The sequence below is a fragment of the Streptomyces cyaneochromogenes genome (genome assembly GCF_003963535.1).
GTDB lineage: Bacteria > Actinomycetota > Actinomycetes > Streptomycetales > Streptomycetaceae > Streptomyces > Streptomyces shaanxiensis.
The window spans coordinates 3,093,718-3,116,983 of the sequence record NZ_CP034539.1 but is presented as its reverse complement, the minus strand read 5'-3'; the positions used below and the strand labels follow the sequence as shown (position 1 = coordinate 3,116,983).

General features: G+C 71.7%; 23 protein-coding genes, 1 tRNA gene and 1 pseudogene. 11 read left to right on the top strand and 14 right to left on the bottom strand.

Annotation, left to right across the window (positions count from 1 at the left end):
* Positions 1-21: 21 nt before the first annotated feature.
* Both EJ357_RS13870 and EJ357_RS13865 read left to right on the top strand, forming a co-directional pair.
* Positions 22-2,565: a phosphoribosyltransferase gene (locus tag EJ357_RS13870; RefSeq protein WP_126391909.1), complete on the top strand. Its 2,544-nt coding sequence runs from the start codon at positions 22-24 to the stop codon at positions 2,563-2,565.
* Positions 2,565-3,383, top strand: coding sequence for an HAD family hydrolase (locus EJ357_RS13865; protein WP_126391908.1), 819 nt, complete (start codon positions 2,565-2,567; stop codon positions 3,381-3,383). Before EJ357_RS13870 ends, EJ357_RS13865 begins: the two co-directional genes overlap by 1 nt.
* An 86-nt stretch (positions 3,384-3,469) precedes the next feature.
* Here EJ357_RS13865 and EJ357_RS13860 read toward each other — a convergent pair whose 3' ends face one another.
* The 3 genes from EJ357_RS13860 to EJ357_RS13850 form a co-directional block, all read right to left on the bottom strand.
* A complete protein-coding gene (locus tag EJ357_RS13860; RefSeq protein WP_126391907.1) occupies positions 3,470-3,691 on the bottom strand; it encodes an FmdB family zinc ribbon protein in 222 nt (73 codons plus the stop codon).
* A 16-nt stretch (positions 3,692-3,707) separates the two neighbouring features.
* Positions 3,708-5,171 carry a hypothetical protein gene (locus tag EJ357_RS13855; RefSeq protein WP_126391906.1) on the bottom strand — a complete coding sequence of 488 codons (1,464 nt, stop codon included), beginning with the start codon at positions 5,169-5,171 and terminating at the stop codon, positions 3,708-3,710.
* Positions 5,172-5,245: 74 nt separating this feature from the next.
* The gene (locus tag EJ357_RS13850; protein WP_126399464.1) at positions 5,246-6,022 is read right to left on the bottom strand and encodes a DUF4097 family beta strand repeat-containing protein; all 777 of its coding nucleotides are present in this window, start codon (positions 6,020-6,022) and stop codon (positions 5,246-5,248) included.
* Positions 6,023-6,261: 239 nt separating this feature from the next.
* On the opposite strand from EJ357_RS13850, the gene EJ357_RS13845 reads away from it, so the two are divergent.
* Positions 6,262-6,333, top strand: a tRNA-Val gene (locus EJ357_RS13845).
* A 46-nt stretch (positions 6,334-6,379) separates the two neighbouring features.
* On the opposite strand, the gene EJ357_RS13840 is transcribed toward EJ357_RS13845, so the two are convergent.
* The gene (locus tag EJ357_RS13840) at positions 6,380-6,724 is read right to left on the bottom strand and encodes a hypothetical protein (RefSeq protein WP_126391905.1); all 345 of its coding nucleotides are present in this window, start codon (positions 6,722-6,724) and stop codon (positions 6,380-6,382) included.
* Positions 6,725-6,840: 116 nt separating this feature from the next.
* On the opposite strand from EJ357_RS13840, the gene EJ357_RS13835 reads away from it, so the two are divergent.
* On the top strand, positions 6,841-7,317 hold the full coding sequence (locus tag EJ357_RS13835; protein WP_228473055.1) for a hypothetical protein: 477 nt from the start codon (positions 6,841-6,843) through the stop codon (positions 7,315-7,317).
* Positions 7,318-7,346: 29 nt separating this feature from the next.
* Here EJ357_RS13835 and EJ357_RS13830 read toward each other — a convergent pair whose 3' ends face one another.
* A complete protein-coding gene (locus EJ357_RS13830) occupies positions 7,347-8,267 on the bottom strand; it encodes a ketopantoate reductase family protein (RefSeq protein WP_126391904.1) in 921 nt (306 codons plus the stop codon).
* A 90-nt stretch (positions 8,268-8,357) separates the two neighbouring features.
* On the opposite strand from EJ357_RS13830, the gene EJ357_RS13825 reads away from it, so the two are divergent.
* Positions 8,358-8,591 carry a DUF2277 domain-containing protein gene (locus EJ357_RS13825; RefSeq protein ID WP_126391903.1) on the top strand — a complete coding sequence of 78 codons (234 nt, stop codon included), beginning with the start codon at positions 8,358-8,360 and terminating at the stop codon, positions 8,589-8,591.
* A 63-nt stretch (positions 8,592-8,654) separates the two neighbouring features.
* On the opposite strand, the gene EJ357_RS13820 is transcribed toward EJ357_RS13825, so the two are convergent.
* From EJ357_RS13820 to EJ357_RS13800, 5 genes are all read right to left on the bottom strand, one after another.
* A complete protein-coding gene (locus EJ357_RS13820) occupies positions 8,655-9,215 on the bottom strand; it encodes a DedA family protein (protein WP_407698517.1) in 561 nt (186 codons plus the stop codon).
* A 295-nt stretch (positions 9,216-9,510) separates the two neighbouring features.
* Positions 9,511-9,948 carry a DoxX family protein gene (locus tag EJ357_RS13815; protein ID WP_126391901.1) on the bottom strand — a complete coding sequence of 146 codons (438 nt, stop codon included), beginning with the start codon at positions 9,946-9,948 and terminating at the stop codon, positions 9,511-9,513.
* Positions 9,949-10,040: 92 nt separating this feature from the next.
* Positions 10,041-11,981, bottom strand: coding sequence for an FAD/NAD(P)-binding protein (locus tag EJ357_RS13810; RefSeq protein ID WP_126391900.1), 1,941 nt, complete (start codon positions 11,979-11,981; stop codon positions 10,041-10,043).
* Positions 11,982-12,359: 378 nt separating this feature from the next.
* Positions 12,360-14,000: an alkaline phosphatase D family protein gene (locus tag EJ357_RS13805; protein ID WP_126391899.1), complete on the bottom strand. Its 1,641-nt coding sequence runs from the start codon at positions 13,998-14,000 to the stop codon at positions 12,360-12,362.
* Positions 14,001-14,109: 109 nt separating this feature from the next.
* The gene (locus tag EJ357_RS13800) at positions 14,110-14,754 is read right to left on the bottom strand and encodes an HNH endonuclease family protein (protein WP_126391898.1); all 645 of its coding nucleotides are present in this window, start codon (positions 14,752-14,754) and stop codon (positions 14,110-14,112) included.
* A 374-nt stretch (positions 14,755-15,128) separates the two neighbouring features.
* Between EJ357_RS13800 and EJ357_RS13795 the strand changes: the two genes are divergently transcribed.
* A complete protein-coding gene (locus EJ357_RS13795) occupies positions 15,129-15,710 on the top strand; it encodes a TMEM165/GDT1 family protein (protein WP_126391897.1) in 582 nt (193 codons plus the stop codon).
* Between the two features lie 195 nt (positions 15,711-15,905).
* Complete coding sequence (locus EJ357_RS13790) at positions 15,906-16,574, top strand: HAD-IA family hydrolase (RefSeq protein WP_126391896.1); 669 nt, start codon at positions 15,906-15,908, stop codon at positions 16,572-16,574.
* A gap of 220 nt (positions 16,575-16,794) precedes the next feature.
* Here EJ357_RS13790 and EJ357_RS50505 read toward each other — a convergent pair whose 3' ends face one another.
* Positions 16,795-16,983 carry a peptidoglycan-binding domain-containing protein gene (locus EJ357_RS50505; RefSeq protein ID WP_308400841.1) on the bottom strand — a complete coding sequence of 63 codons (189 nt, stop codon included), beginning with the start codon at positions 16,981-16,983 and terminating at the stop codon, positions 16,795-16,797.
* 37 nt (positions 16,984-17,020) lie between these two features.
* Here EJ357_RS50505 and EJ357_RS50500 point away from each other — a divergent pair, with 37 nt between their 5' ends.
* Both EJ357_RS50500 and EJ357_RS13780 read left to right on the top strand, forming a co-directional pair.
* A complete protein-coding gene (locus EJ357_RS50500; protein ID WP_323377970.1) occupies positions 17,021-17,305 on the top strand; it encodes a hypothetical protein in 285 nt (94 codons plus the stop codon).
* 781 nt (positions 17,306-18,086) lie between these two features.
* Complete coding sequence (locus EJ357_RS13780; protein ID WP_126391894.1) at positions 18,087-20,141, top strand: MDR family MFS transporter; 2,055 nt, start codon at positions 18,087-18,089, stop codon at positions 20,139-20,141.
* 392 nt (positions 20,142-20,533) lie between these two features.
* Here the strand turns inward: EJ357_RS13780 and EJ357_RS13775 are convergent, their stop codons facing one another.
* Both EJ357_RS13775 and EJ357_RS13770 read right to left on the bottom strand, forming a co-directional pair.
* The gene (locus tag EJ357_RS13775; protein ID WP_126391893.1) at positions 20,534-21,025 is read right to left on the bottom strand and encodes a GNAT family N-acetyltransferase; all 492 of its coding nucleotides are present in this window, start codon (positions 21,023-21,025) and stop codon (positions 20,534-20,536) included.
* Positions 21,026-21,048: 23 nt separating this feature from the next.
* Positions 21,049-21,666: a dihydrofolate reductase family protein gene (locus tag EJ357_RS13770; protein WP_126391892.1), complete on the bottom strand. Its 618-nt coding sequence runs from the start codon at positions 21,664-21,666 to the stop codon at positions 21,049-21,051.
* Positions 21,667-21,805: 139 nt separating this feature from the next.
* Between EJ357_RS13770 and EJ357_RS48255 the strand changes: the two genes are divergently transcribed.
* Together EJ357_RS48255 and EJ357_RS48250 are read left to right on the top strand one after the other, a co-directional pair.
* Positions 21,806-22,375 (top strand): hypothetical protein, encoded by a 570-nt coding sequence (locus tag EJ357_RS48255; protein ID WP_175647388.1) that lies wholly within the window; start codon positions 21,806-21,808, stop codon positions 22,373-22,375.
* Between the two features lie 5 nt (positions 22,376-22,380).
* Positions 22,381-22,725 (top strand): hypothetical protein, encoded by a 345-nt coding sequence (locus EJ357_RS48250; RefSeq protein ID WP_175647387.1) that lies wholly within the window; start codon positions 22,381-22,383, stop codon positions 22,723-22,725.
* An 81-nt stretch (positions 22,726-22,806) separates the two neighbouring features.
* On the opposite strand, the pseudogene EJ357_RS13760 reads toward EJ357_RS48250, so the two are convergent.
* Positions 22,807-23,232 (bottom strand): annotated as a pseudogene (locus EJ357_RS13760) (DnaJ family domain-containing protein); the annotation flags it as partial.
* Positions 23,233-23,266 lie beyond the last annotated feature (34 nt).

The window sequence follows — 23,266 nt, the reverse complement described above, 5'->3', positions numbered from 1 at the left end:
CCACCTCTATCCAAGGGACGCATGAACAACGCAGTGAACAACGGGGTCTGGTCCGGCAGCTGGGTCGCCGAGCGGCTCGGAGTCCAGCTCGTGGGCGACGACGAGCTCACCGGGATGCTGGGGCTCGCCCTGCGCCGTAACCCCAAGCGGGCGCATCTGCTGGTCTCCAACGTGCTCGGCAAGCACGTACCGCAGTCACCGTCCGTGGTGTACGGCGCCGGCTTCGCCCTGGGCCGCCGGGTGCGGGAGCTTCTCGGCGCCGAGGAGGCGGGTGCGGCGGTCGTCCTCGGCTATGCGGAGACGGCGACCGGCCTCGGCCACTCCGTCGCCGACGGTCTGGGCGCCGCGCCCTACCTGCACTCCACGCGCCGCCCCGTCCCGGGCGTCGCGACGGCGGGCGGCTTCGAGGAGTCCCACTCGCACGCCACGTCCCATCTGCTGCTGCCGGAAGATCCGGGGCTGCTGGTCGGGGACGGGCCGCTGGTGTTGGTCGACGACGAGTTCTCGACCGGGAACACGGTGCTGAACACGATCCGGGATCTTCACGAGCGGTATCCGCGGAGGCGGTACGTCGTGGTGGCTCTGGTCGACATGCGGTCGGCGGCCGACGCCGGTCGGCTGGAGGGCTTCGCCCGTGAGATCGGCGCCCGGGTGGACCTGGTCGCGGCGGCTTCGGGGACCGTACGGCTGCCCGAGGGGGTGCTGGAGAAGGGGCAGGAGCTGGTGGCGCGGTACGAGTCCGAGAGTGCGCCCCTGAAGCAGGGCGTTGCGGTGGCCGACCCTCAAGGGGCGCGGGGAACTGCGCGACCGGCCCCCACCGGCCCGCGCCCGGACGACACCGGTACCCACCCCCACATCACCCGCGTCGACCTGCTCTGGCCCCACGGCCTCCCCGACGGCGGCCGGCACGGCTTCACGCCGCAGCACCGCACCCGCCTCGAAGGCGCCCTCCCCGCCATGGCCGCCCGCCTGGCGGAGGCACTCCCCGCCGACGCGCGCCGCGTGCACATACTCGGCTTCGAGGAGCTGATGTACGCGCCGCTCAGGCTCGCCCGTGAGCTGGAGCAGATCGCGGACGTCGAGGTCCGTTACTCGACCACCACCCGCTCACCCGTCCTCGCGGTCGACGACCCCGGCTACGCGATACGCACCCGCCTCGTCTTCCCGGCCCACGACGACCCGGCAGACGGCCCCGGCGAGCGCTACGCCTACAACGTCGCGGGCGCCGGCTTCGACGCCGTCGTCGCCGTCGTCGACTCGGCCGCCGACACCCCCGAACTGCACGCGCCCGACGGCCTGTTGGCCCAGCTCGCGGCACACACCCCGCAGGTCCTGCTGGTGGTCGTACCGTCGTACGTCCCCGGCCCCCTGGCCCTTCCCGAAGGGTCCGTTCCCGAAAGGCACTCCATGCTGCCCGAGCCCCTCCGCGGCCCCGCCTTCTCCTCGTACGCCCCCGAAGAGGTCGGCTGGCTGCTGCAGGACCTCTCGGACGTGACGCTGGAGGCGCCGACCGAGGAGCGCGAGGAGGCCATCCAGAGCGGCGGCGCGCACTACGCGGAGTCGCTGCCGGTGGAGTACCAGCCGAGCGAGCAGTACCAGGCGCTGTTCCACACCGCGCTGGAGGAGTCGGCGGGGCGCCTCGCGCAGGCGGTCGGCGCCGTCACCGAGCTCGTGCTGGCCGAGCGGTCGCCGCGCCCGGTGCTCGTCTCGCTGGCCCGCGCCGGCACCCCCGTCGGCGTACTGATGCGCCGCTGGGCCCAGTTCCGGCACGGCCTCGAACTGCCGCACTACGCCGTGTCGATCGTGCGCGGCCGCGGCATCGACGCCAACGCGCTGCGCTGGCTCGCCGAGCACCACGACCCGCGCGACGTCGTCTTCGTCGACGGCTGGACCGGCAAGGGCGCCATCACCCGTGAACTGGCCGTCGCCCTGGAGGAGTTCGAGAAGTCCGACGGCGTCACCGGCTTCGACCCGGAGATCGCCGTGCTGGCCGACCCGGGCTCGTGCGTACGGACGTACGGCACCCGCGACGACTACCTCATCCCGTCCGCCTGCCTCAACTCCACGGTCTCCGGCCTGATATCGCGCACCGTCCTGCGCGCCGACCTGGTCGGCCCGAACGACTACCACGGGGCGAAGTTCTACCGCGAACTCGCCGGCACCGACGTCTCCGTGGCCTTCCTCGACGCCGTCGCCGCGCGCTTCCCGGAGGTCCTGGACGCGGTGGACGCGACCGCCAAGGAACTGCTGTCCGGCGACCGCGAGCCGACCTGGGAGGGCTGGGCCGCCGTCGAGCGCATCAGCGAGGAGTACGGCATCCACGACGTGAACCTCGTCAAGCCGGGCGTCGGCGAGACCACGCGGGTGCTGCTGCGGCGGGTGCCGTGGAAGATCCTGGCGCGGGCCGGTGCGGGCGCCGACCTGGACCATGTACGACTGCTGGCCGAACAGAGAGGGGTACCGGTGGAAGAGGTGGCCGAACTGCCGTACACCTGCGTGGGGTTGATCCACCCCAAGTACACGCGGGGCGCGACGGGCGCCGACGGCAAGGCGGTGAACCTCTGATGCCGGTGCTGGTGGCGAGCGACCTCGACCGCACGCTGATCTACTCCGCCGCGGCCCTCGCGCTGACCATGCCGGACGCGCGGGCGCCCAGGCTGCTGTGCGTGGAGGTGCACGAGAGCAGGCCGCTGTCCTACATGACGGAGACGGCGGCTCAGCTGCTGACCGACCTCGGCGACGCGGCGGTCTTCGTGCCGACGACGACCCGGACCCGTAAGCAGTACCAGCGCATCAACCTGCCGGGCCCGGCGCCGAAGTACGCGATCTGCGCCAACGGCGGCCATCTGCTGGTCGACGGCGTCTCCGACCCCGAATGGAACGCGCACGTCCAGGCCCGGCTGGCCGAGCAGTGCGCGCCCCTCGCCGAGGTGCAGGACCACCTGATGGCGTCGGCGTCCCCGGCGTGGGTGCGCAAGCACCGGATCGCCGAGGACCTCTTCGCCTACCTGGTCGTGGAGCGCGAGCTGCTGCCCGAGGAGTGGGTGAAGGAGCTCGCGGTGTGGGCGGAGAACCGCGGCTGGACGGTGTCGCTGCAGGGCCGCAAGATCTACGCCGTCCCGAAGCCGCTGACCAAGAGCGCCGCCATGCACGAGGTCGCCCGGCGCACGGGCGCGGACCTGACGCTGGCGGCCGGTGACTCCCTGCTGGACGCCGACCTGCTGCTCGCCGCCGACCGGGGCTGGCGCCCGGGGCACGGCGAACTGGCCGACACCGAATTCACCGCCCCGGCGATCAGCGCGCTGCCGGAGAGGGGAGTACTGGCGGGGGAGCGCATCCTGCGGGAGTTCTTGAAGGCGACTCGCACGGGAGCGCCCCTTTAGGGGTGCGGGGCTGTATCAATATCCGGCTCCGCCGCGTGGGCGCGACCAGCGACAAAGCACCCGCAGTCAACAACGCACCGGCTTACCTAGCCGCAACAGCCCCCACCACAACACCCACCGCCCCCGCCGCCGGCAGGCCTCGGCGCCGCGGGGGCGCTGGCCGTGCCGCCCACAGCAACCGTCGACAGCAGCTTCACTGTGTCGGAATGCCCCGCAGGGCACTCGGCGGGCGCGGACGACTCCGCCATCGGACGGCTCAGTTCGAACGTGTCGCCGCAGCTGCGGCAGCGGTACTCGTAGCGGGGCATGAGCACAGGTTAACCGTCAATGGGCGGAGCCCCCACGCTCCTCGCGTATCTGCGCGACGACCCCCGCCACCGTCCGCCGAACCGCCTCCGTCTCCGTCAGGAAGTGCCAGTAGTCCGGGTGGCGGCCCTCCAGCGTGCCGATCGCCCGCTCCAGCCGGGCGACGGAGTCGTCCAGTGGGCGCGCGTGCCGCGGATCGGGTGTGTTCCGGCCCGCCATGGCCAGGCGCTGGGCGTCCCGGATCGCGAAGCGCGTCCGGTCGATCTCCTGCTGCGGTTCCTTCTGCACGGCGTTCAGCCGGCGCAGCCGCTCACCGGCGGCGGACACCGACTCGTCGGTGGTGTTGAGCAGCGCCCGGACCGTCGACAGCAGCGCGGTGGCGTCCGGCCAGCGCTGGTCGTCACGCGCGGCCTGGGCCTCCTTCAGCTTCAGCTCGGCCTGCCGTACGTTCTCCGCCGCACCGTCCGGCACGTTCTGCAGGTCCTGCCAGCAGGCCGCCGTGAACCGCCGCCGCAGCTCGCTCAGCACCGGCTCGACCTGCCCGGCACGGGTGGTGAGCGCCTGTGCGCGCGTCCGCAGCGAGACGAGCCGGTGGTCGATCTCGGCCGCCCGCTCCGGCAGCCGCGCGGCCTCCACCCGGACGCCCTCCGCCTCCCGCGCGACGCGCTCGGCACGCTCCAGCGTCTGCGGGACGCCATGCTGCCCGGCGCCCTGGTTCAGCTTGGTCAGCTCCGGGGCGAGGGCCGCGAGCCGGGCCGCGAGGTCGTCGGCCTTCAGCCCCGATGCCCGTACGGCGTCCAGGGCGTTCGACGCGGCGAGCAGGCCCTGCCGGGCTCGCTCGACGGCCGGGGCGAGGCGGGCCAGCTGGGTCTCGGCCTTGCCGAGCAGCGGCCCGAGCCCGTCCGCGAAGCGGTCCAGTTCGCGCTTGACGTTGTCGAGCTCGTCCTTGGCCCTGGTCAGCTCGGCACGCGCGCGTGCGGCCGCTGAGGCCTCCAGGTCGTCGCGGTCGAGGTCGTGGGCGTCGACGGCCTGGATGTACTGGTGGCTGACCTCGTCGATGCGCCGCCCCAGCGCCTCGAAGTCGGTGAGGGCGCGGCGGGCGGCGGGCGTGTCGTCGACGGCCGCGATCGTCTCGATGGAGATCCGCAGATCCCGCTGGGCGGTGTCCAGCTCGTAGAACGCGGCCGCCGCGGCGTCCTTCGCGGCCTGCGCCTCGGCCCGCTGGCTCTCGGACCGCCCGCCGAACCAGCGCCGGGTACCGCCGCCGGCGAAGGCGGCGGGGAGGGCGAGGACGGCGACGAGCGGGACGGCGACGACCAGGGCGAGGGTGTCACGCAGGGCGTGACGCGAGCCGGGCGGAACCTGCCGCCCGGCCCGGCCCGGCGGTCGAGGTCCGGGAGGCGGGACGTCCCGCGCGGGACGGCGCTGGCGCTGTGCGCGCGGCGCTGACGGCGAGTACGGCTGCGGAGGTGTCGCCGTCACATCCCTCTCCCGTGCTGTCATTCACCCTGCCCGGTGTCATTCTCCCACCGGTTCAGGACGAACACACGGGCCGGTCAGTTCGCGGTTCGCACCGTGACTTGTCCGTCGCCGGTGCGGGCGGAGACCACATGTGAGCTTTCGTTGTCCCGGGGCACGGACACGTCCACCGAACCGTCGCCGGTCCGGGTCGTCACGCGGTACGTGGCACGCGGCAGCTCGATCGTCACCGACCCGTCGCCGCTGCGGGTCTCCACCAGGTCCGGCACGGTGCCGAGTTCGAGGTTCACCGAGCCGTCGCCGGTCCTTGCCTTCACCTGCCGCGAGGAGACGTCGGAGACGCGCACGGAACCATCCCGCGTCTGAAGGTCCAGCGGGCCGCTGGAGTCGGTGACATGCACGGAGCCGTCCCCCGTGTGAATGCTGAGGGCGTCCTGGAACCCTCGCGCCCGCACGCTCCCGTCCCGGTCCTCGACCTTCACGGTGACACCGCGCGGCACCTCGATGCGGTGCTTGGCCGAGCAGTTGGCGATCATGCCCGAGCACTTCTCCCGCAGCACCAGCCGGTCGTCCGCCATCTCCCAGGTCACCTTGGGCTCCGAACCGACCGCGACCGAGCCCTGGAACCACCGGGTGACCTCGACCGTGCCCGTCTTGTTCCCCTCGGCGGCGACGATCTCCAGCGCCGAGTCGTCGGAGTCGACGGTCAGTGTCCGTCCCTCCAGTGCGAACGACTTGTGATCGGGATCCTTGTCGTCCGACGCGGAGGCCCCGCAGGCGGCCATCCCGGCGACGAGCACCGCGACGACTCCGCACACGGCGACGGCGCGGCGGACGGGAACGGTACGGGCCATGACGATCTCCCCCTGGGACATGCCTGGATCCTGTCTGAGACTGCCGTCGGCAGCGGCCTGCGCGGCCCAGGACCATGACGGTTCCTTGATCGTACGGAGGCCGGGCCTGTCAGGGGATCCGGGCTGCTCCCGGATCCGTGGTGGGGATAACCCCAGGGTTTCCCCGGTTCTCCCGGACCGTCCGCGATACGGGTTTGCGGGACATGGCCCCTGGCAAGGTAGGCTGTCGACTCGTTCTCGGGTGCGTAGCTCAGGGGTAGAGCGCCTGCCTTACAAGCAGGATGTCGGCGGTTCGAAACCGTCCGCGCCCACAGCAGCAGAGGACCCCGCCGTTCCCGGTCGGGGTCCTCTGCTTTTTCAGTCGTCCTCCGCCGCCGACGCCTCATGGGCGTGCTTCAGCTTCGTACGGGCGTCGACGCGCTCCGGGCCGGCCAGCTCCGACCAGAAGCGGTGGCCGCTGACGAAGACGGCCAGTTCGTGCTCGCGTCGGCGGAGCTTCTCCACCTCGGCCTGTTCGTCCTCCGTCCAGCCGGGGGAGGCGGGGCGCTCGACCTTGCGCCAGCCGTTGTCGTCGCTGAATCCGTCCAGGGGCACGACCGACCAGGGCAGCCGCCTCAGCAGGGCCGACAGCTCGGCCCGGACCTGATGCAGCTCCTCCTGGCCGGCGAGGAGGTCACTCGGGAAGTCATAGGGCGTAGCCACGGCGCAATGCTACGCCTGTTCGAATTTGGGTTGCGAGCGCCTTTGGGTGGTTCATGCGAACGAGTGCGGGAGGTGTCCTTGGTGCGATCCTTCTCTCCGGTTGACCAGGAGGAGGGGTGGGGCAGGTGGGCGGCCCAGGGGATGGCTTTCGGCTGGAGCGCGGCGCGACGGGGTTCTTCAGCGGGCCGGTGGTGTCGAGGACGGATCCAGGGGTGTGTCGTACGGCCTGGTACGCCGCGGCCCGGGCCGCCCGTGGGCGGGTCGGGGAATTCGTGGCGCAGGGTTGCGCGCAGAACTACCACCGCGCCACGATCAACGACCGGGACGGCGACCACTGCGCTCTGTTCCATGACCACTACCCGCTGATCGCGTTCGTGGACGAGCCGCGCGACTGGTACACCGACCAGTTCCGGGAGCCCCCGGCCTGGGCCGCCGTCCTCGGTGACCTCGGCTTCACCGTCCTGAGCGCGTCGGTGCTGCTGTCGCCGCTCTCCTCGGTGGACACCTCTGCCCTGTCCGACGTGGAATGGCGGAACATCGACTACTGGCGACCGGAGACCGTCGGCGCCGTCCTCTTCAACTCGTGGGACTGATCGGGCCGATCAGTCCCACGAGCGCGCGGTCAGTGGCCGGTGTTCCCCAACTCCCGCACCAGGCTGGTCGTCACCGGCACCGGCACCCCGTGCCGTTCCGCCGCGCGCAGCAACGCGCCGCCGATGGCGTCCAGTTCGAGGGGGCGGCCGGCCTCGGCGTCGCGCTGCATCGAGGACTTCGTGCCGGGCGGGAAGGCGTCGAAGCGGGCCAGGAGGTGCTCCGGGTCGGCGGGGCCGCCGCAGGCCCGGCTGACGGCCGCCGTCTCCTCGATGACGGACGTCAACTCGGCGCGGTGGTGGGTGCGTACGTCGCCGAGGGGGAGGGAGTGGCGGGTGGTGAGCAGGGCGAAGGGAGCCAGGAAGGACAGCTTCGCCCAGAGGGTCGCCGTCTCGTCGGCGTGGACCTTGGTGGTGGGGCCGGCCGCGTCGAGGGCCTTCGCGAGGGCGTCGAGGCGGTCGTCGGGGACCGGGTCGCCGGTGAGGTCGATCTCGGCGAAGGGGGTGACGTGCTCGATCTCCCCCGGGGCGACGCGGGTCGACTCGGCGCGGATGGCGGCGGGGGCGACACGGCCCGCGCGGTACCGGGCGCGCAGCGACGCGGGGTGCTCCACGCCGTTGAGGAACGGTACGACCAGGGCGTCGCCCAGCACGGTGGGCGGGACGCGGGTCAGGGCCGCGTCGAGGTGGGTGGCCTTGACCGCGATCAGGCAGGCGTCGACCTGTTCGCGCAGCTCGGTGTCCGCCTCGACCTCGGCCGTGAAGTCGCCGAACAGGCCGCTGCGGACGCGGATTCCGTTCGTACGCAGGGTCTTCGCCGTCTCGTCGCCGGCCAGGCAGATGACGCGGTGGCCGGCCCTGGACAGCAGCGCGGCGAGCAGGCCGCCTATGCCGCCCGGGCCCAGTACCGCCACGGTGAGCCGGTCGTTCGCAGTCGTACGGTGAGTCGTCATGCGATTCCTCTCGTCGGTCGGCCCCTCAGCGGTGGCCGCCTCTGAGGTGATCATGGCAGACCGGCCCCTCTTCGGGGGAGACTGTTGGACATGTGCCGCAGCATCAAGACGCTTCGTCCGCCCGTGTTGCCCGAGGAGGCGACAGAGGATGAGATCCGGGCCGCCGCCCTGCAGTACGTGCGCAAGGTCTCCGGCTTCCGGGCCCCGGCCGCGCACAACCGCGAGGTCTTCGACCACGCCGTCGACGTGATCGCGCGGGCCACGGCCGATCTGCTCGACGGGCTGGAGGTGCGGGGGGCCGGGATGGCGCGCAAGGCCGGGTAGCGCCGCGACGTGCCTTACCGTGCCCTGCGCCCGGCCCTGCGCCGGCCGTCGCCGGGAGGTGTCCTACCCCTGTGCCGGCTTCCGCCGCATCAGATACGTCGCCACCGCACCGGCCCCGAACAGCGCCGCCACCGACACCCCCGTCGCCAGCCATGTCGGGCCCAGCCACTGGGCGCCGAAGTAGCCGAGGGCCACGCTGTAGATCGCCCAGGTGAGGCCCGCCAGGGCGGACCAGGGCAGGAAGTCGCGCGCGCTGCGGTGGGTGGCACCGGCGCCCAGGGAGACCACCGAGCGGCCCGCCGGGGCGAAACGGGCCAGCACCACCAGGGCGCCGCCGCCCCGGGCCAGGGCTGTGCCGAGACGTTCCTGCGCTGATGTCAGGCGGCGGGAGCGGGCGATCGCGCGGTCGAGCCGGGCGCCGCCGCGGCGGGCGAGACGGTAGGCGACGAGGTCGCCGAGGACGGATGCCGTCGCGGCGCAGAGCGTCAGGGCCAGGATGTCCGGGACCTCGCCGGGGACCTGTCCGGTCGCGGCACCCGAGCCCGCGGCCGCCGCGGTGGCCGCCATGATCACCAGCACGCCGCTGGGCAGGACCGGCAGGAACACGTCCAGGAGGACCGACATTCCCACGACCACATAGATCCATGGGCTCGCCGTAAGCGAACCCACGTCCTCGAATCCCTCGAGCACCGCAACTCCCCGTTAACCCCCGTGGCCACACCATGCCGCGACGTCGTGGGGGAGCGGCAGGGGCGGCCTATGACAGCCATACAGCGTACGCCGGGGGTGTGACAGGAGATCCATCGGGGGCTCGTGTGATCGCCACAGGATGTTCACTCGGCTGCTTCCGGGCAGCCAAAGGGAAACGGCGCCCGCCCCCGCTTGAGCCTCGCGGGAACAGGCGCCGTCGCACAAGCCGTCAGGCCGCCACCGGCGTCTGGTCGGCCGCCGTGCCGCTCCGCGCACCGGAGCGCTTGGCGAACAGCCGGTCCAGGCCGAAGGCGCCGGAGCCGGTGAAGATCAGCAGGAACATGGCCCAGCAGTACATGGCGGCGCCTTCGCCGCTGTTCTCGATGGGCCACAGAGCCTGCGGCTGGTGGACCTTGAAGTACGCGTACGCCATGGCGCCGGAGGATATGAACGCGGCGGCGCGGGTGCCGAGGCCGAGCAGGACCAGGCTGCCGCCGGCGAGCTCGATCACCGCGGCGTACCAGCCCGGCCACGTGCCGGCTTCCGGAGTCTCGCCTCCGAAGGTGCCGAAGAGCGAGTTGGCGCCGTGGCAGGCGAAGAGCAGGCCGACGACGATGCGGAACAGGCCGATGGCATACGGCTGGGCGCTGTTAAGGCGTCCGGTCATGTGGGGGACTCCCTCGGTCTGACAGATGAACCGGTCCCTTTGAGGAACGGTATGGGGACGGATACTGATCGGTAGCCCCACGTTAGGCTGGCCTAATCAATGCTTGCAAGTTCAACATTTGGCCAGGTTTGCGCCTCGGTTTCCCCTTCCGTCTCGGTGGCAACCGCACGTAGCACCGCCCTTGCCACCGCGTCCGCGTCCGAAAGGGTGACCGAATCCACACCTGGTCGCGCCCCGGCCGCCGTCACCCAGTGCACACCCTCCGTGGGCACCCCGAACGCGAACCGCCTTGGGTGGGCCCGGCCCTGACGGTCGATCAGACGGTACGGCCGCTGTGTTACGTCCAGCCCTCCCGTCTCGTAACCGTCGACGGTGTGCGGGCGGCACTGCCCCGTCTTCAGCAGCCGTGCCAGCAGGTCGTCGGCGCTGCGCCGCAGGTCGGGCTCCGGCAGCCGTGCCTCGATCAGCACCGTCGCCCGGACCGCCGAGCCCGGCACCTCGGGGGAGTGCGCCACCCAGGCCCCGTCCTCCTCCCGCACCTCCAGCCGAGGTCCGAGCACCTCCACCACGCCCGCCTCCATCAGCGCCACCAGCTCCTCCACGCGCCGCCGGGGCGGGCCGATGGAGAGGAAGGCGTTGAGCGGGGTGTACCAGCGGTCCAGGTGGTCGCGGCGGGAGGTGCCGGTGAGGCCGCCGTGGTCGACGATGAGCCGCAGTTCGTTGCGCAGGTCGCGCAGTACGTCGAGGGCCGACTTCAGCGGGCCGTCCACATTGCCCCGGGCGGCCTGGGCGGCGTCCTCGCGCAGATACGCCAGCAGCCAGTCGCGCCACCGCCCGGGATCCCTGAAATCGCCTCCCGTATACGGCCGGGAGACCCGGTCCCAGCTCCAGCGCTCGCGCTCCGGGACGCCGAACTCGTCGAGCAGGAAGCCCTCTTGGGGGTGGCGGTGAGGAACGGCGAGGAAGCGCTCGGTGAACTCCGGTCGCCGTTCCCCGGGTATCAGCGCCGCGTAGTACACCGCCTCCACCTCCTTCGCCACCAGCGGCCATATCTCCGCGAGGAAGTCCGGCGCCTCGCCCGAGTCCGCGCGTTTGCGGAAGCCGGCGATCACCTCGGGCGTCAGGACGAGCGGGAGATGGCGGCCGTACGGCCCCTTCGCGTTGTCGCCGCGTGCCTGGTACGGGATGCCGCGCCGTGAACCGGCGTACAGGCGGGGCTCGTTGCCGGACGGGACGTAGCGCAGTCCCTCGGGGGAGCGTAGGAAGCGGCCGCCGCGGCCCGTCGTCAACAGGGCCATGTGGTCGAAGAAGTTGAGGCCCAGGCCCCGCAGCAGCACCGGTTCGCCGGGGGACACGGCGGAGAGGTCGACGTCGGCCGGGTTCGCGGGCGGTACGTAGTGCAGGCCGTGCAGGTCCGCGTACGCGGCGAGGCGGAGCTGGGTCGTGTCGGCGGCCGTCGGCAGATGCCCCTGCGCGAGCACCACGGCGGACAGGCCGGGCAGGGTGCGGCCGTCGTCGAGGGTGAGCACCTGGCCGCCGCCGGGCGCGTCGTCGAGCCGTACCGCACGGGCCGCGTACGTCTCGACGCGGACCGCGGGCGGTGCCTCGCGCGCGACCTTCGCGAACACCCACTCCAGGTACCGGCCGTAGTGGGCGCGGGTCGGGTACTCGTCCGGGCCGAGCGCACCCGCCGCCCAGTCGTGCAGGCTGGGGCCGGGCCGGATCGGGCCCGAGCAGTCCACGCTGTCGTCGGTGAACAACGTGACCTGCGAGGACACCGTGTTCATCAACAACTCGGCCGACTGCGCGGTCCGCCACACCCGTCCGGCGCCGGGCGGCGCCGGGTCGATCACATGAACCGTGAGACGCGCCCCGGGCGGGAGGAGTTCGGGAGCGGAGGCACAGAGGCGTTCCAGGACGCTGGTGCCGCGGGGTCCGGCGCCGACCAGGGCGACGGAGACCGTGGGGGACTCCGGGGTCGGTGCGGAGGTCGGTGCAGTCAAAGGGGTGACTCCCGGGCGTGTGGGGCGCATCGGAGCGAGCGAGCGGGCCGTCGGCCCGTGTGGAAGCGGACGGTCCGGCTCATCATGCCGTCGGGGGCGGGGCGAACCGAGCCCGGGGGTCGGTGACTGTGGGATGCATCACGTGCATCAGGTGCATCACGGGACACCGTGGTCACAAGCGGTCGGAACAGGCGGAATACGGGGTGAGTTCGCCTGAGAGCTCGGGGCTTGATGTTCGATGGCGGCTGCGGGTAGTCGTCGGTTGCTCGCGCAGTTCCCCGCGCCCCTTGGGGTTGGCTGTGCTGCAGCCCACCCAGGGGCGCGGGGAACTGCGCGACCAGCCACACGCGACCCGCAGCCGCCAACGAACCGGCAGCCTCGAGCTCTCAGGCGGTTTCCCGTCCACCCCTACGGGGCCAGGTCCGTTTCCACCACCGTCCGCAGCCGCGCCCCCGCCCCCCGCACCGCCCGCGCCTGCTCCAGCCGCAGTCGCGCCGAACGCCCGCGCAGGGTCAGGGTCATGAGCTGGTTGCCGAACCAGGGGCCGCCTGTGCGGCGCCAGTCGATCGGCGGCTGCGGACAGGCACCGTGCCCGGCGAACCTGCGGCCCAGCCAGCGGCCCGCCCCGCTCCAGCCGAACCTGAAGCCGAGCTGGATCGCCAGGTGGATGGCGTTGTGGACCGGCGAGCAGGTCAGTTGGAAGACCCGGGCGTCGGGCCCCTCGCCCTTTGGCCAGGTCGGCTCGGCGACGTACGCGTGATGCACATCCCCCGACAGCACGCACACCGTCGCCGGCGCCTCGGCCCCCGACCCCGTCTCGGCGATGAGCTCCGCCAGCGCGTCGAAGGACGGCGGGAACGCCGCCCAGTGCTCCAGATCGGCCCGCCGCCGCAGATCCTCCCCGAACCGCGCCCAGCGCTCCCCGCGCTCGCCCCGGCACAGCGCGGCGCTCCACGCCTCGGCGTCGTGCACGAGGTGGGGCAGCAGCCAGGGCAGGGACGTACCGATGAGGAGGTGGTCGTACGAACCGCGCGCGTCGAGCGTCTGCTCGCGCAGCCAGCGTGCCTCGCCGGGGTTGAGCATGGAGCGCGCGTCCTCGTCGAGCACCCGCGCGGCCCGCGTGTCCACCATCAGCAGCCGGACCCGGCCGAAGTCGCGCCGGTAGCTCCAGCGGACGGAGGCCGGGTCGGCGTCCGCCTCGCAGGCGAAGGAGCGCAGGACGTCGGTGCCGTCGGGCGTCTCGCGTATGGCGGCGTAGAGCGGATCGGCGGCCAGTTCGTCCGGCGTGAGATTCCCCAGGTGTTGGTGCACCCAGTACGACATCAGGCCGCCCAGCAGCCGCTCCCGCCACCACGAGGTCTTCCGCATGTCCGCGAGCCAGGCGGCGGAGGTGTTCCAGTCGTCGATGACGTCGTGGTCGTCGAAGATCATGCAGCTCGGCACGGTGGACAGCAGCCAGCGCACCTCGGGGTCGAGCCAGGACTCGTAGTAGAGGCGGGTGTACTCCTCGTAGTCCGCGACCTCGTTGCCCGGCGGCTCGCTCAGATCGCGGCGGGCGGCCAGCCAGCGCCGGGTCGCCTTGGAGGTCTCGTCGGCGTACACCTGATCGCCCAGCAGGACCAGTACGTCCGGCCGCTCACCGTCCGGGTCGGCCGCGATACGGGCCGCCAGCGTGTCCAGCGCGTCGGGGCCGACGGGGTCCTCCTCACCGGCCGGGGGCGCGGCCCAGCGGCAGGAGCCGAAGGCGAGGCGGACGGCGTCGCCGTCGGCAGGGGTGCGGATGACGGAGGGCGGGAACGGGGAGCCGGGAAGCGGCCACACGCGCGTGCCGTCGAGCAGGACCTCGTACGACTGTGCCGTGCCCGGGGTGAGGCCGGTCACCGGGATCAGGGCGTAGTGATGGCCCGCGATCTGGAAGGTACGGGACTCGCCGTGGGCGCCGTGCGCACCGCGCACCGCGGCCGTGCACGGACGGCTCGCCTCGACCCAGACGGTCGCGGACGAGCCGTCGGCGTACCTCAGCAGTGGACCAAGCCGCAGATCGGCCACGTGATCGCCCTCCTCCGTCGCCCCGTACGGTACGGAACGACGGAGGGGAACGGGGAGGTTCCGCAGATCACGGTTTGCCGAACTCCGCCGGCACCGCGTCAGTACCTCGTCAGCAGCTCGCGAGGTAGTTCGTGAGGGCGGACTTCTCGGCGGAGTCGACCGAGAGGTCGTAGTAGTACTTCACCTGCACCCAGGCGCGCACATAGGTGCAGCGGTAGGCCGTGCGCGACGGCATCCAGGTGGCCGGGTCCTGGTCGCCCTTGGCCTGGTTGACGTTGTCGGTGACGGCGATCAGCTGCGGACGGGTCAGGTCGTTGGCGAAGGCCTGGCGGCGGGAGGTGGTCCAGCTGTCGGCGCCGGAGTCCCAGGCCTCGGCCAGCGGGACCAGGTGGTCGATGTCGAGGTCGGAGGCGGCGGTCCAGGTGGCGCCGTCGTAGACGGAGTACCAGCTGCCGCTGGTGGCGGCGCAGGCGGAGTCCTGGACGACGTTCGTGCCGTCGCGCTTGAGGACGACCTCGCGGGTGTTGCAGGTGCCGGACTGGGTGATCCAGTGCGGGAAGAGGTCGCGGTCGTAGCCGGTGCGGTCCTCGGTGGCCACGGTGAGCGAGGCGAGGTAGGTGCGGGCGGTGGCGGCACTGACGGGGGTGGGGAGCGCGGCGGAGGCGGTCGGACCGTTGAAGAGTCCGACGGAGGCTATGACACCGGTCAGCGCCGCGAGTATGCTGACGCGTCGACGCGCGTAGAACTTCGACATGCGAACTCCCTTGGGGGGTGGGGGTGTTGGCGAGCGGGCGAAGGAATGCTCGCGACGCCGTGTTGCGGGGAGGTGTGCGTCCGGTAAGAAGCTAATGACGCGTGCATGACATAACAAGGTTTACGGCGAAACGATCTCGTATGCTGGTGTGTGCAGAAGGGGAGTAGCTCTTCGCCGGACCGTCGACATACTGCTCAGCTCGCCTGAGCCGGCGCCCGGAGGCGGACCTCGTTCACGGGGTCGGCCAGCGAGACCTTCGGCAAGCAGTGCACGCCCGTGCCGTACGGCACGGGTGCCACGTGTGCTGCCGTGCCGAGGTGTCGTAGCGCAGTGACAATTCTCTCGGTGGGGCAGCCCCGACCGATTGAGGAACCTTGATCAGCTTTACCGTGACGGCGGTCGTCTTCGGCGTCGTCTTCCTCGCCGAACTGCCCGACAAGACCGCGCTCGCCGGGCTCGTCCTCGGTACGCGCTATCGCGCCTCCTACGTCTTCGCCGGTGTCGCCGCCGCGTTCGCCGTGCACGTCGCCCTGGCCGTGGCGGCCGGCAGCGTGCTGACGCTGCTGCCCCAGCAGATCGTGTCGGCGCTCACCGGTGTGCTCTTCCTGGGCGGTGCCGCCGTGCTGCTCATGAAGAAGGACGAGGACGACGAGGAGATCCGCAAGCCGGAGAACCAGTCCTTCTGGAAGGTGTCCGGGGCCGGGTTCATGCTCATCCTGGTCGCCGAGTTCGGGGATCTGACGCAGATCATGACGGCGAACCTCGCGGCGCGCTACGACGACCCGCTGTCGGTCGGCATCGGTGCGGTGCTGGCGCTGTGGGCCGTGGCGGCGATCGGGATCGTCGGGGGGAAGGCGCTGATGCGGCGGGTGCCGTTGAAGCTGATCACCAAGGTGGCGGCGCTGGTGATGCTGGGGCTGGGGGCGTGGAGCCTGTGGGAGGCGATCGTCGGCTGAGCGGGGAGGCGGAGGGGCTCGGGTGAGCTGAACTCTCGGTGAACGGTTTCTGGAGGCGCTGGCGTGATCGCGCCTGGTTTTGTACCGTGGAGGAACAAAGTGGCTCCCGCCCGTTTTCCCTGACCGGCGGGCGGGACCACCTTGTCCCTCCGGGGGCACCCCTGTACCCCCGGGCCCCTCGCCTTGGAGCTGCCGATGCCGGCCACCACCGTGCCCACCGTCCTCACCGCCCGTGCCCTTCTCCTCGACATGGACGGCACGCTCGTCAACTCGGACGCCGTCGTGGAACGGATCTGGCGTGGCTGGGCCGAGCGGCACGGGCTGGACGGGGACGAGGTGATGAAGGTCGTGCACGGCCGGCAGGGGTACGCGTCGATGGCGCTGCTGCTGCCCGACCGGCCGATGGAGCAGAACTACGCCGACAACGCGCGCATGCTCGCCGAGGAGACGGCGGATGTGGCGGGCGTGGTGCCGATCCCGGGGGCGCCGGAGTTTCTCGCCTCGTTGCAGGGGCTGCCGCACGCGCTGGTGACGTCGGCGGACGTCGCGCTGGCCACGGCGCGGATGGCTGCCGCCGGGCTGGGGATGCCGGAGGTACGGGTCACCGCGGAGTCGGTGGGGGCCAGCAAGCCTGATCCGGAGGGGTTCCTGAAGGGGGCGGCCGAGCTCGGGGTCGCGCCGGAGGACTGTGTGGTGTTCGAGGACTCCGGGGCGGGGATCGAGGCCGGGCGCTCCGCGGGGATGCGGGTCGTGGGCGTCGGGCCGAGGGCTGGTCTCCATGGGCCTGACGTGGAGGTGGCGGACTTGCGGCAGGTGCGGGTCGAGGCTGGGGCCGGCGGCGAGATTCGGGTGATTGTCGCCTGAGGGCTCGGGTTCGCCGGTTCGTCGGCGGCTGCGAGCCGTGGAGGGTTGCTCGCGCCCACGCGGCGGAGCCGCAAGTGATACAGCCCCGCGCCCCTTGAGTTGGCCGCGCTGCCGCCGGCCTGGGGGTGCGGGGAACTGCGCGACCGGCCACCGACCGCTCGCAGCCGCCGTCGAACCTGCACTCCCGAGCTCATGGGCGAGCGGCCAAGCCCGCGCAGCGTCACGGTTCCGTCGTTTCCGACTCCAGCATCTCCCGCGTAGCCAGGTCGTACACCCCGTACTCCTCCGGCTGGATCCCCCGCGCCCACTGATACCTGGCGACCGCGTCCTCGACGCCCTCGTTGTAGTTGCCCCTGGCCTCCCTCGTGTAGAGGCCGAGCTGGGTCAGTCGGAGTTCGAGTTCCTCCACCTCGGGTCCCCGGTCGCCGCGAGCGAGGGTCGGAGGCGTGGGCTCCCGGGGCGCGGCGGATTCCTCCTGGGAGGCGGAGGAGGCTTTCGGCGTCGAGGGAGCGGTCGTCGGTTCGGCCGAGCGGGACGGGGTCGGGGACGCGCTCGACCTCGACGGTGACGGGGACGCGCTCTGCGTGGGCGACGGCGCCGCAGGCGGCTGTGCCGACCGCGCCGGCGGTCCGGTCGGTGACGGTTCCTCCGACGCCTCGCTCGTCGCCGGGACCGGGACACTCGGCCGTACCTCGTCCGGCAGCGCCGTGTCCCGCGTCGGCTTCTCGTAGGTCAGCATCCCGCTCGCCAGGCCCGCCGCCGCCACTACGGCCACGAGCGCCCCGGCGACGCCGAGCAGTGCGGTACGACGGTGCCGGCGGACCCCGCGCGGGGCGGCGTCGCTGTCGTGGACGTCCTCGTCGCCGGGGGGCGTCGTGTCAGGCTCGAACAGGCTCAGGTCCTGTGCGTTCGGCGTCGTGGCCCGGGGTGACAGGGGGGTCGGGAGCGGCGACGTCGCGTCGGCGGGTGGCGGGGCGAGGGGTGGAAGTTGGGGTGATGCTTGGGGCGGAGCGTGGGGCGATGCTTGAGGTGGAGCCTGGGGCGCGGCAGCCGGCGTCGCGGTCGGCGGTACGGTCCGCAGCGGCATCGTTTCCCCGTCGCCGCCCTCCAACTCCACGTATGGACGTATCCGCAGCGGATCGAAATCCTCCGCCGCGGCCGCCTCCGCCGTACGGGCGTCCCGCAGAGCCTCGGACGCACGGGGGCCGCAGCCGCACGACGGAGTGTTGTCGGCCGCTCTCGGTGCCCCGCACTCCGGGCACTGGCGGTCCTTCGGGTGCCCCGGGTCGTCCGGACCCTCCGCTCCCGCTGTTCCCCTCGACTCGCTCACGTGTTCGTCCCTCCCCTCGTGAACTCCCCAGATTATGCAGAGGTTCCTCACGCGGTCTTCGCAAGCCCCCGGAAGGACTGATTCCAAAGGGGCTCGACAGGCCATAACGGGGCGAAGCGATCACGATGGTGGATGTAGTGACCTTCCCATGGGAGGTGTAACGACAGGCTCGGGAGGTCTTCATGGGCGGGGATGCGCACGGTAAGACGGGAGATGTGCGTGACGCGCAGCCCCCGCGGCGGGGAGTCGAGACGCACGAGAACGTGCCCGGCAACGTCCTCGTCTCCATCGGCGCGCTGCTTCTCGGCATGCTGCTCGCCGCCCTCGACCAGACCATCGTGTCGACCGCGCTGCCGACCATCGTCAGCGACCTCGGTGGCCTGGAGCACCTGTCGTGGGTCGTGACCGCGTATCTGCTGGCGTCCACCGCCGCGACTCCGCTGTGGGGCAAGCTCGGTGACCAGTACGGGCGCAAGCGGCTCTTCCAGATCGCGATCGTCATCTTTCTCGTCGGCTCCGCGCTGTGCGGCATGGCGCAGGACATGGCCCAGCTCATCGCGTTCCGGGCCGTTCAGGGGCTCGGGGGCGGCGGGCTCATGGTGCTGTCCATGGCGATCGTCGGCGACATCGTCCCGCCTCGGGAACGGGGGCGGTACCAGGGGCTGTTCGGTGCGGTGTTCGGGGCGAGCAGCGTGCTGGGGCCGTTGCTGGGCGGGGTGTTCACCGAGCATCTGAGCTGGCGGTGGGTGTTCTACGTCAACCTGCCGGTCGGGGTCGTCGCGCTCGTCGTCATCGCGGGTGTGCTGCGCATTCCGCACAAGGCGACGCGGCATGTCATCGACTACCTCGGCACGTTCCTCATCGCGTCCGTCGCCACCTGTCTGGTGCTGGTGGCGTCCCTCGGGGGGACGACGTGGGACTGGGGCTCGGTGCAGATCGTCGGGCTGGCGCTGCTCGGGGTCGTGCTCGCCGTCGCGTTCGTGGCCGTGGAGCGGACGGCCGCCGAGCCTGTTCTGCCGCTGAAGCTGTTCCGCGTGCGGACTTTCAGTCTGTCCGCTGTCATCAGCTTCATCGTCGGGTTCGCGATGTTCGGCGCGATGACCTATCTGCCGACGTTTCTGCAGGTCGTGCAGGGGGTCAGTCCGACGATGTCCGGGGTGCACATGCTGCCGATGGTCGTCGGCATGCTGTTGGCGTCGACGGCGTCCGGGCAGATCGTCAGCCGTACCGGGCGGTGGAAGGTGTTCCCGATCGCCGGAACCGGGGTCACCGTGCTGGGACTGCTGTTGCTGCATCAGCTCGACATGGACAGCTCCACCGGTGAGATGAGCGTCTACTTCTTCGTGTTCGGGCTGGGGCTCGGGCTGGTCATGCAGGTGCTCGTGCTGATCGTGCAGAACGCCGTGTCGTACGAGGATCTCGGCGTCGCCACCTCCGGGGCCACGTTCTTCCGGTCCATCGGGGCCTCGTTCGGCGTCGCCATCTTCGGCACGGTCTTCGCCGGCCGGCTCGACGACATGCTCGTGGAGGCGTTCCGGGGGGTTCGGCTGCCGCCCGGGGTCTCGTTGGAGGGGCTGGAGGCGGATCCGCGGGACATCGCGGAACTGCCGGCGGCGCTGCGGCCGGACGCCTTGCAGGCGTACGCGTCCTCGATCACGGACGTGTTCCTGTACGCCGCGCCCGTCGCGCTGCTCGGCTTCGTGCTGGCCTGGTTCCTCCGGGAGGACAAGCTGCGGGCGTCCGTGACCGCGCCCGACGTCACCGAGACGCTGGCCAGCAATCCGGTCGAGCGGTCGTCGTACGACGAGGTGTGCCGGGCGTTGTCGGTGCTCGGGACGCGGGAGGGGCGGCGGGAGGTGTACCGGGAGATCACGGAGCGGGCCGGGTACGACCTGCTGCCCGCGGCCAGTTGGCTGCTGCTGCGGATCAAGAAGTACGGCTGGGTGGAGCCGGCGGTGCTCGCGGAGCGCAGCGCCGTGCCACTGACCGTCGTCCTCGACGCGGCCCGGCAGGTGGAGGGGCGGCGGCTGGCCGAACGCGAGGGGCTGGACCTTGTGCTGACGGACCGGGGGCGGGAGGTTGCCGAGCGGTTGGCGCGGGTGCGGGAGGAGTCGCTGGCCGAGTTGCTCGGGGACTGGTGGGGGCCGGATCGGCCTACCGATCTGATCCAGTTGGTGAGGGAGCTGAACGAGGAGCTGTGCGGGTCGGATCGGGAGCAGCCTGCCTCCGGCGGTTGAGTGGGGGTTCGCGTCTGTGCCTGCGGCGGCCTGTGCGGGTTTGGTGGGGGTGCGCGTAGCGCCTGCGGGTGGGGTGTGGGTCGGGGCCGTGCCGGGGGGTGTCCGTCCTCGGACCGGCGGTTGGACTTATGCCGGGAGGTGCTGCGTGTTGACGCCGGCCACTGCGGGCGGACACCCCCCGGCACGTCCCCTTCCCGCCGTACGCGACTGCGGCGCCGCGGGGGTACGCCCATCCCCGGTGGGCCGTCACCTCTGGACGCCGGTCCCGGCATTTCAGCCCGTCCGGCGTTTGAGGACGAGGCCCTTTCGGGGCCGAAGCGGGGGTCCGGGGGCGGCAGCCCCCAGGGACGGGACGGGTAGGGGCGGCGGGGGCGAGAACAATGGGGGGCAAGTCAGCGCAGGGGCTTGCTGAACCAGTGCTCGGCGTAGACGTCGTCGTTGTGCGGGGCCGTCTCCTCGTAGCCGAGGTGGGTGTACAGGGCGCGCGCCTCCACCAGGTCGTGGCGGGTGTCGAGGATCAGACGGGCGGCGCCGAACGCACGGGCCGTCTCCTCCGCCGCCCGCACCAGGACCCGGCCCCCACCCTTGCCGCGCACGGACTCGTGGACGAACACCCGCGTGAGCTCGGCGGTGTCCGCGTCCAGCAGCCTGATGCCGACGGAACCGGCCGGCTCGCCCGCGTATCGGGCAATCAGCAACTGACCCTTGGGCGGCGTGAGTTCGGCACCCACGCCGGCGGCGATCTCGCGCTCCAGCTCGGCCGGGTCGGTGCGGTGCCCCTCGTGGAGGAGGTAGTAGCGGTCGCTGATCTCCGTGTAGTACGCCCGCCAGAGCGCGGCGGCGACGGAGGAGTCGGCGGGTTCCGGGGCGACGGTCCAGGTCATGGCCGTCATTCTCGGTGGGGGAACTAGCGGGCCCGCAACCGAATATGGGTCGCGTCCGGCGCGTCCAGGACCTGGGTCTTGCGCCACTCGAGTTGTTTGTCGCCCACGTTGTCGAAGAGGCGTCGTCCGCCCTCGCCGGTCAGTACCGGTACGACGTGCAGGAGCAGTTCGTCCAGCAGGCCGGCCCGGATGAACTGCTGCACCAGGTCCGCCCCGCCCGCCAGCGAAACGTCCTTGTCGCCCGCCGCCTCACGGGCCAGGGCGAGGGCGCGCTCGGGTCCCTCGGTGATGAAGTGGAACACCGTGCCGCCCTCCTTGACGAGGGGCTCACGGGGGTGGTGGGTGACGACGTACACCGGCATGCGGAAGGGCGGGTTCTCACCCCACGGTTCCTCGCCGGACGTGAACATGCCGTGCCCCATGACGACCGCGCCGAGGCGCTTGATCCACTCGGCGACCAGGTCGTCCTCCGGTCCGCCCGTCCCGCCCTTGATGCCCTGCTGCCCGCGCCAGCTGCGCAGGCCGAACACCCACTGGTGCAGGCGTTCACCGCCGATGCCCAGCGGATGCTCGCGGCCCGCGTCGGGGCCGGTGAGGTAGCCGTCCAGCGACACCGACAGCTGTGCGATGACCTCGCTCATGGTTCCTTCTCCTCATGTCCGTACGGCTTGATCCGATGTCCCTTCACCTTCACGTCGATCGGGGGCCGGCCGAATCGACACGCCGATGCGGCGGAATTCGGGGCCGTTTGAGGAGCGTGCTCGGGGCAACCCGGCACATATGTCCACAGGCGTGATCATTCTGATCGTGATTCTGGCGGCCGTCGTCGTGCTCGGCGCGGCCGTCCTGGCCCTGCGTGCCCGGGGTACGCGAGGCAGCAAGGGTCTGAAGCGGCGCTTCGGGCCCGAATACGAGCGGGCCGTGGCCCGGCACGACGGGGACGCCCAGGCCGCCGAGCGTGAGCTCGCCCAGCGGGTCGAGCGGCACGGCGGGCTGCGCGAACGGGCGTTGGAGCCGACCGAGGTCGAGCGGTTCGAGGCGCGCTGGGCGGCGGCCCAGGAGCACTTCGTCGACGCGCCCCGCGAGGCCGTCGGGGAGGCCGACCGGCTGCTCGCCGACCTGGCGCGGGCCCGCGGGTTCCCGGACGGGGCGCAGTACGAGGAGCAGCTCTCCGCCCTCTCCGTGCACCACGCGGACCATGTGCAGGGCTACCGCCACGTGCACCGCGTCGCGCACGGACCCGAGGACGGGCCCGGTACGGAGGAGATGCGCGAGGCGCTGATCGAGGGGCGCGCGCTGTTCGAGGATCTGATGCGGGCGCCCGACAAGCGACCCATGGTGGGGAGTTGACAGCGATGCCGGACGTCACGAAAGCCGCACCGCTCCTCGGCCATGAGGAGCACGACAAGCTCGAACTGCGCGTGCAGCAGGCGGTGTCCCACTTCGTCGACCAACCGCGGGCCGCCGTCGAGGAGGCCGATCACGTGGTCGAGGACCTCGTCGGCCGGTTCACCGAGGCGATGACCGAGCGCCGCCGCACCCTGCGCGCGTCCTGGCAGTCCACACGGTCCATGGACGGGGCCGACGGGACCGACGGGATCGACGAGACCGCCAACGCCGTCGAGAACTTCGACACCGAGCAGCTCCGCCTCGCCCTGCGCGACTACCGGGAGCTGGCGGAACGGCTGCTACGAATCTGAGGTAGACGTACCTGCCGTATTCGGCATACCTGCCGTATTCGGCATACCTGCCGTATTCGGCGCACCCGACACACCCGACGCTTCCGCCCCGCCCGTCGCCCGACGCCCCTCCCGGCGCTCGCGCCACTCCCGTACGACCTCTTCCACGTCGTACGGCTTCCTGCCCAGCGGCGGGCCGGGCGGGGGCTTCAGGAGCATGTCGCGGATCTTGGCGTTGACGTCGGTGATGATCTTGCGGACCGTACGTTCCGACGGGGCCGCGTACGCCGCCGTCAGGGCGTCCTCCGCCTCCTTGCGCAGCGCCAGGCCCGGGGGCAGGACCGACAGGCCCTCCCGGGCCATCTTGCGCTTGACCCACCACAGTTCGTCGTACGGAGCTTCCAGGTCGTTCGGCAGCGGTTCGCCGGTGCCGGGCAGTCTGTCGAAGTCGCCGCGCGCCTGTGCGTCGTGGATCTGCTTGTCGATCCAGGACTCGAACGGGACGCCGGGAGGCTTTCGCTCGGTCATGAGTTCATTGTGCCGGACGCGGCGGTGCCGGGCG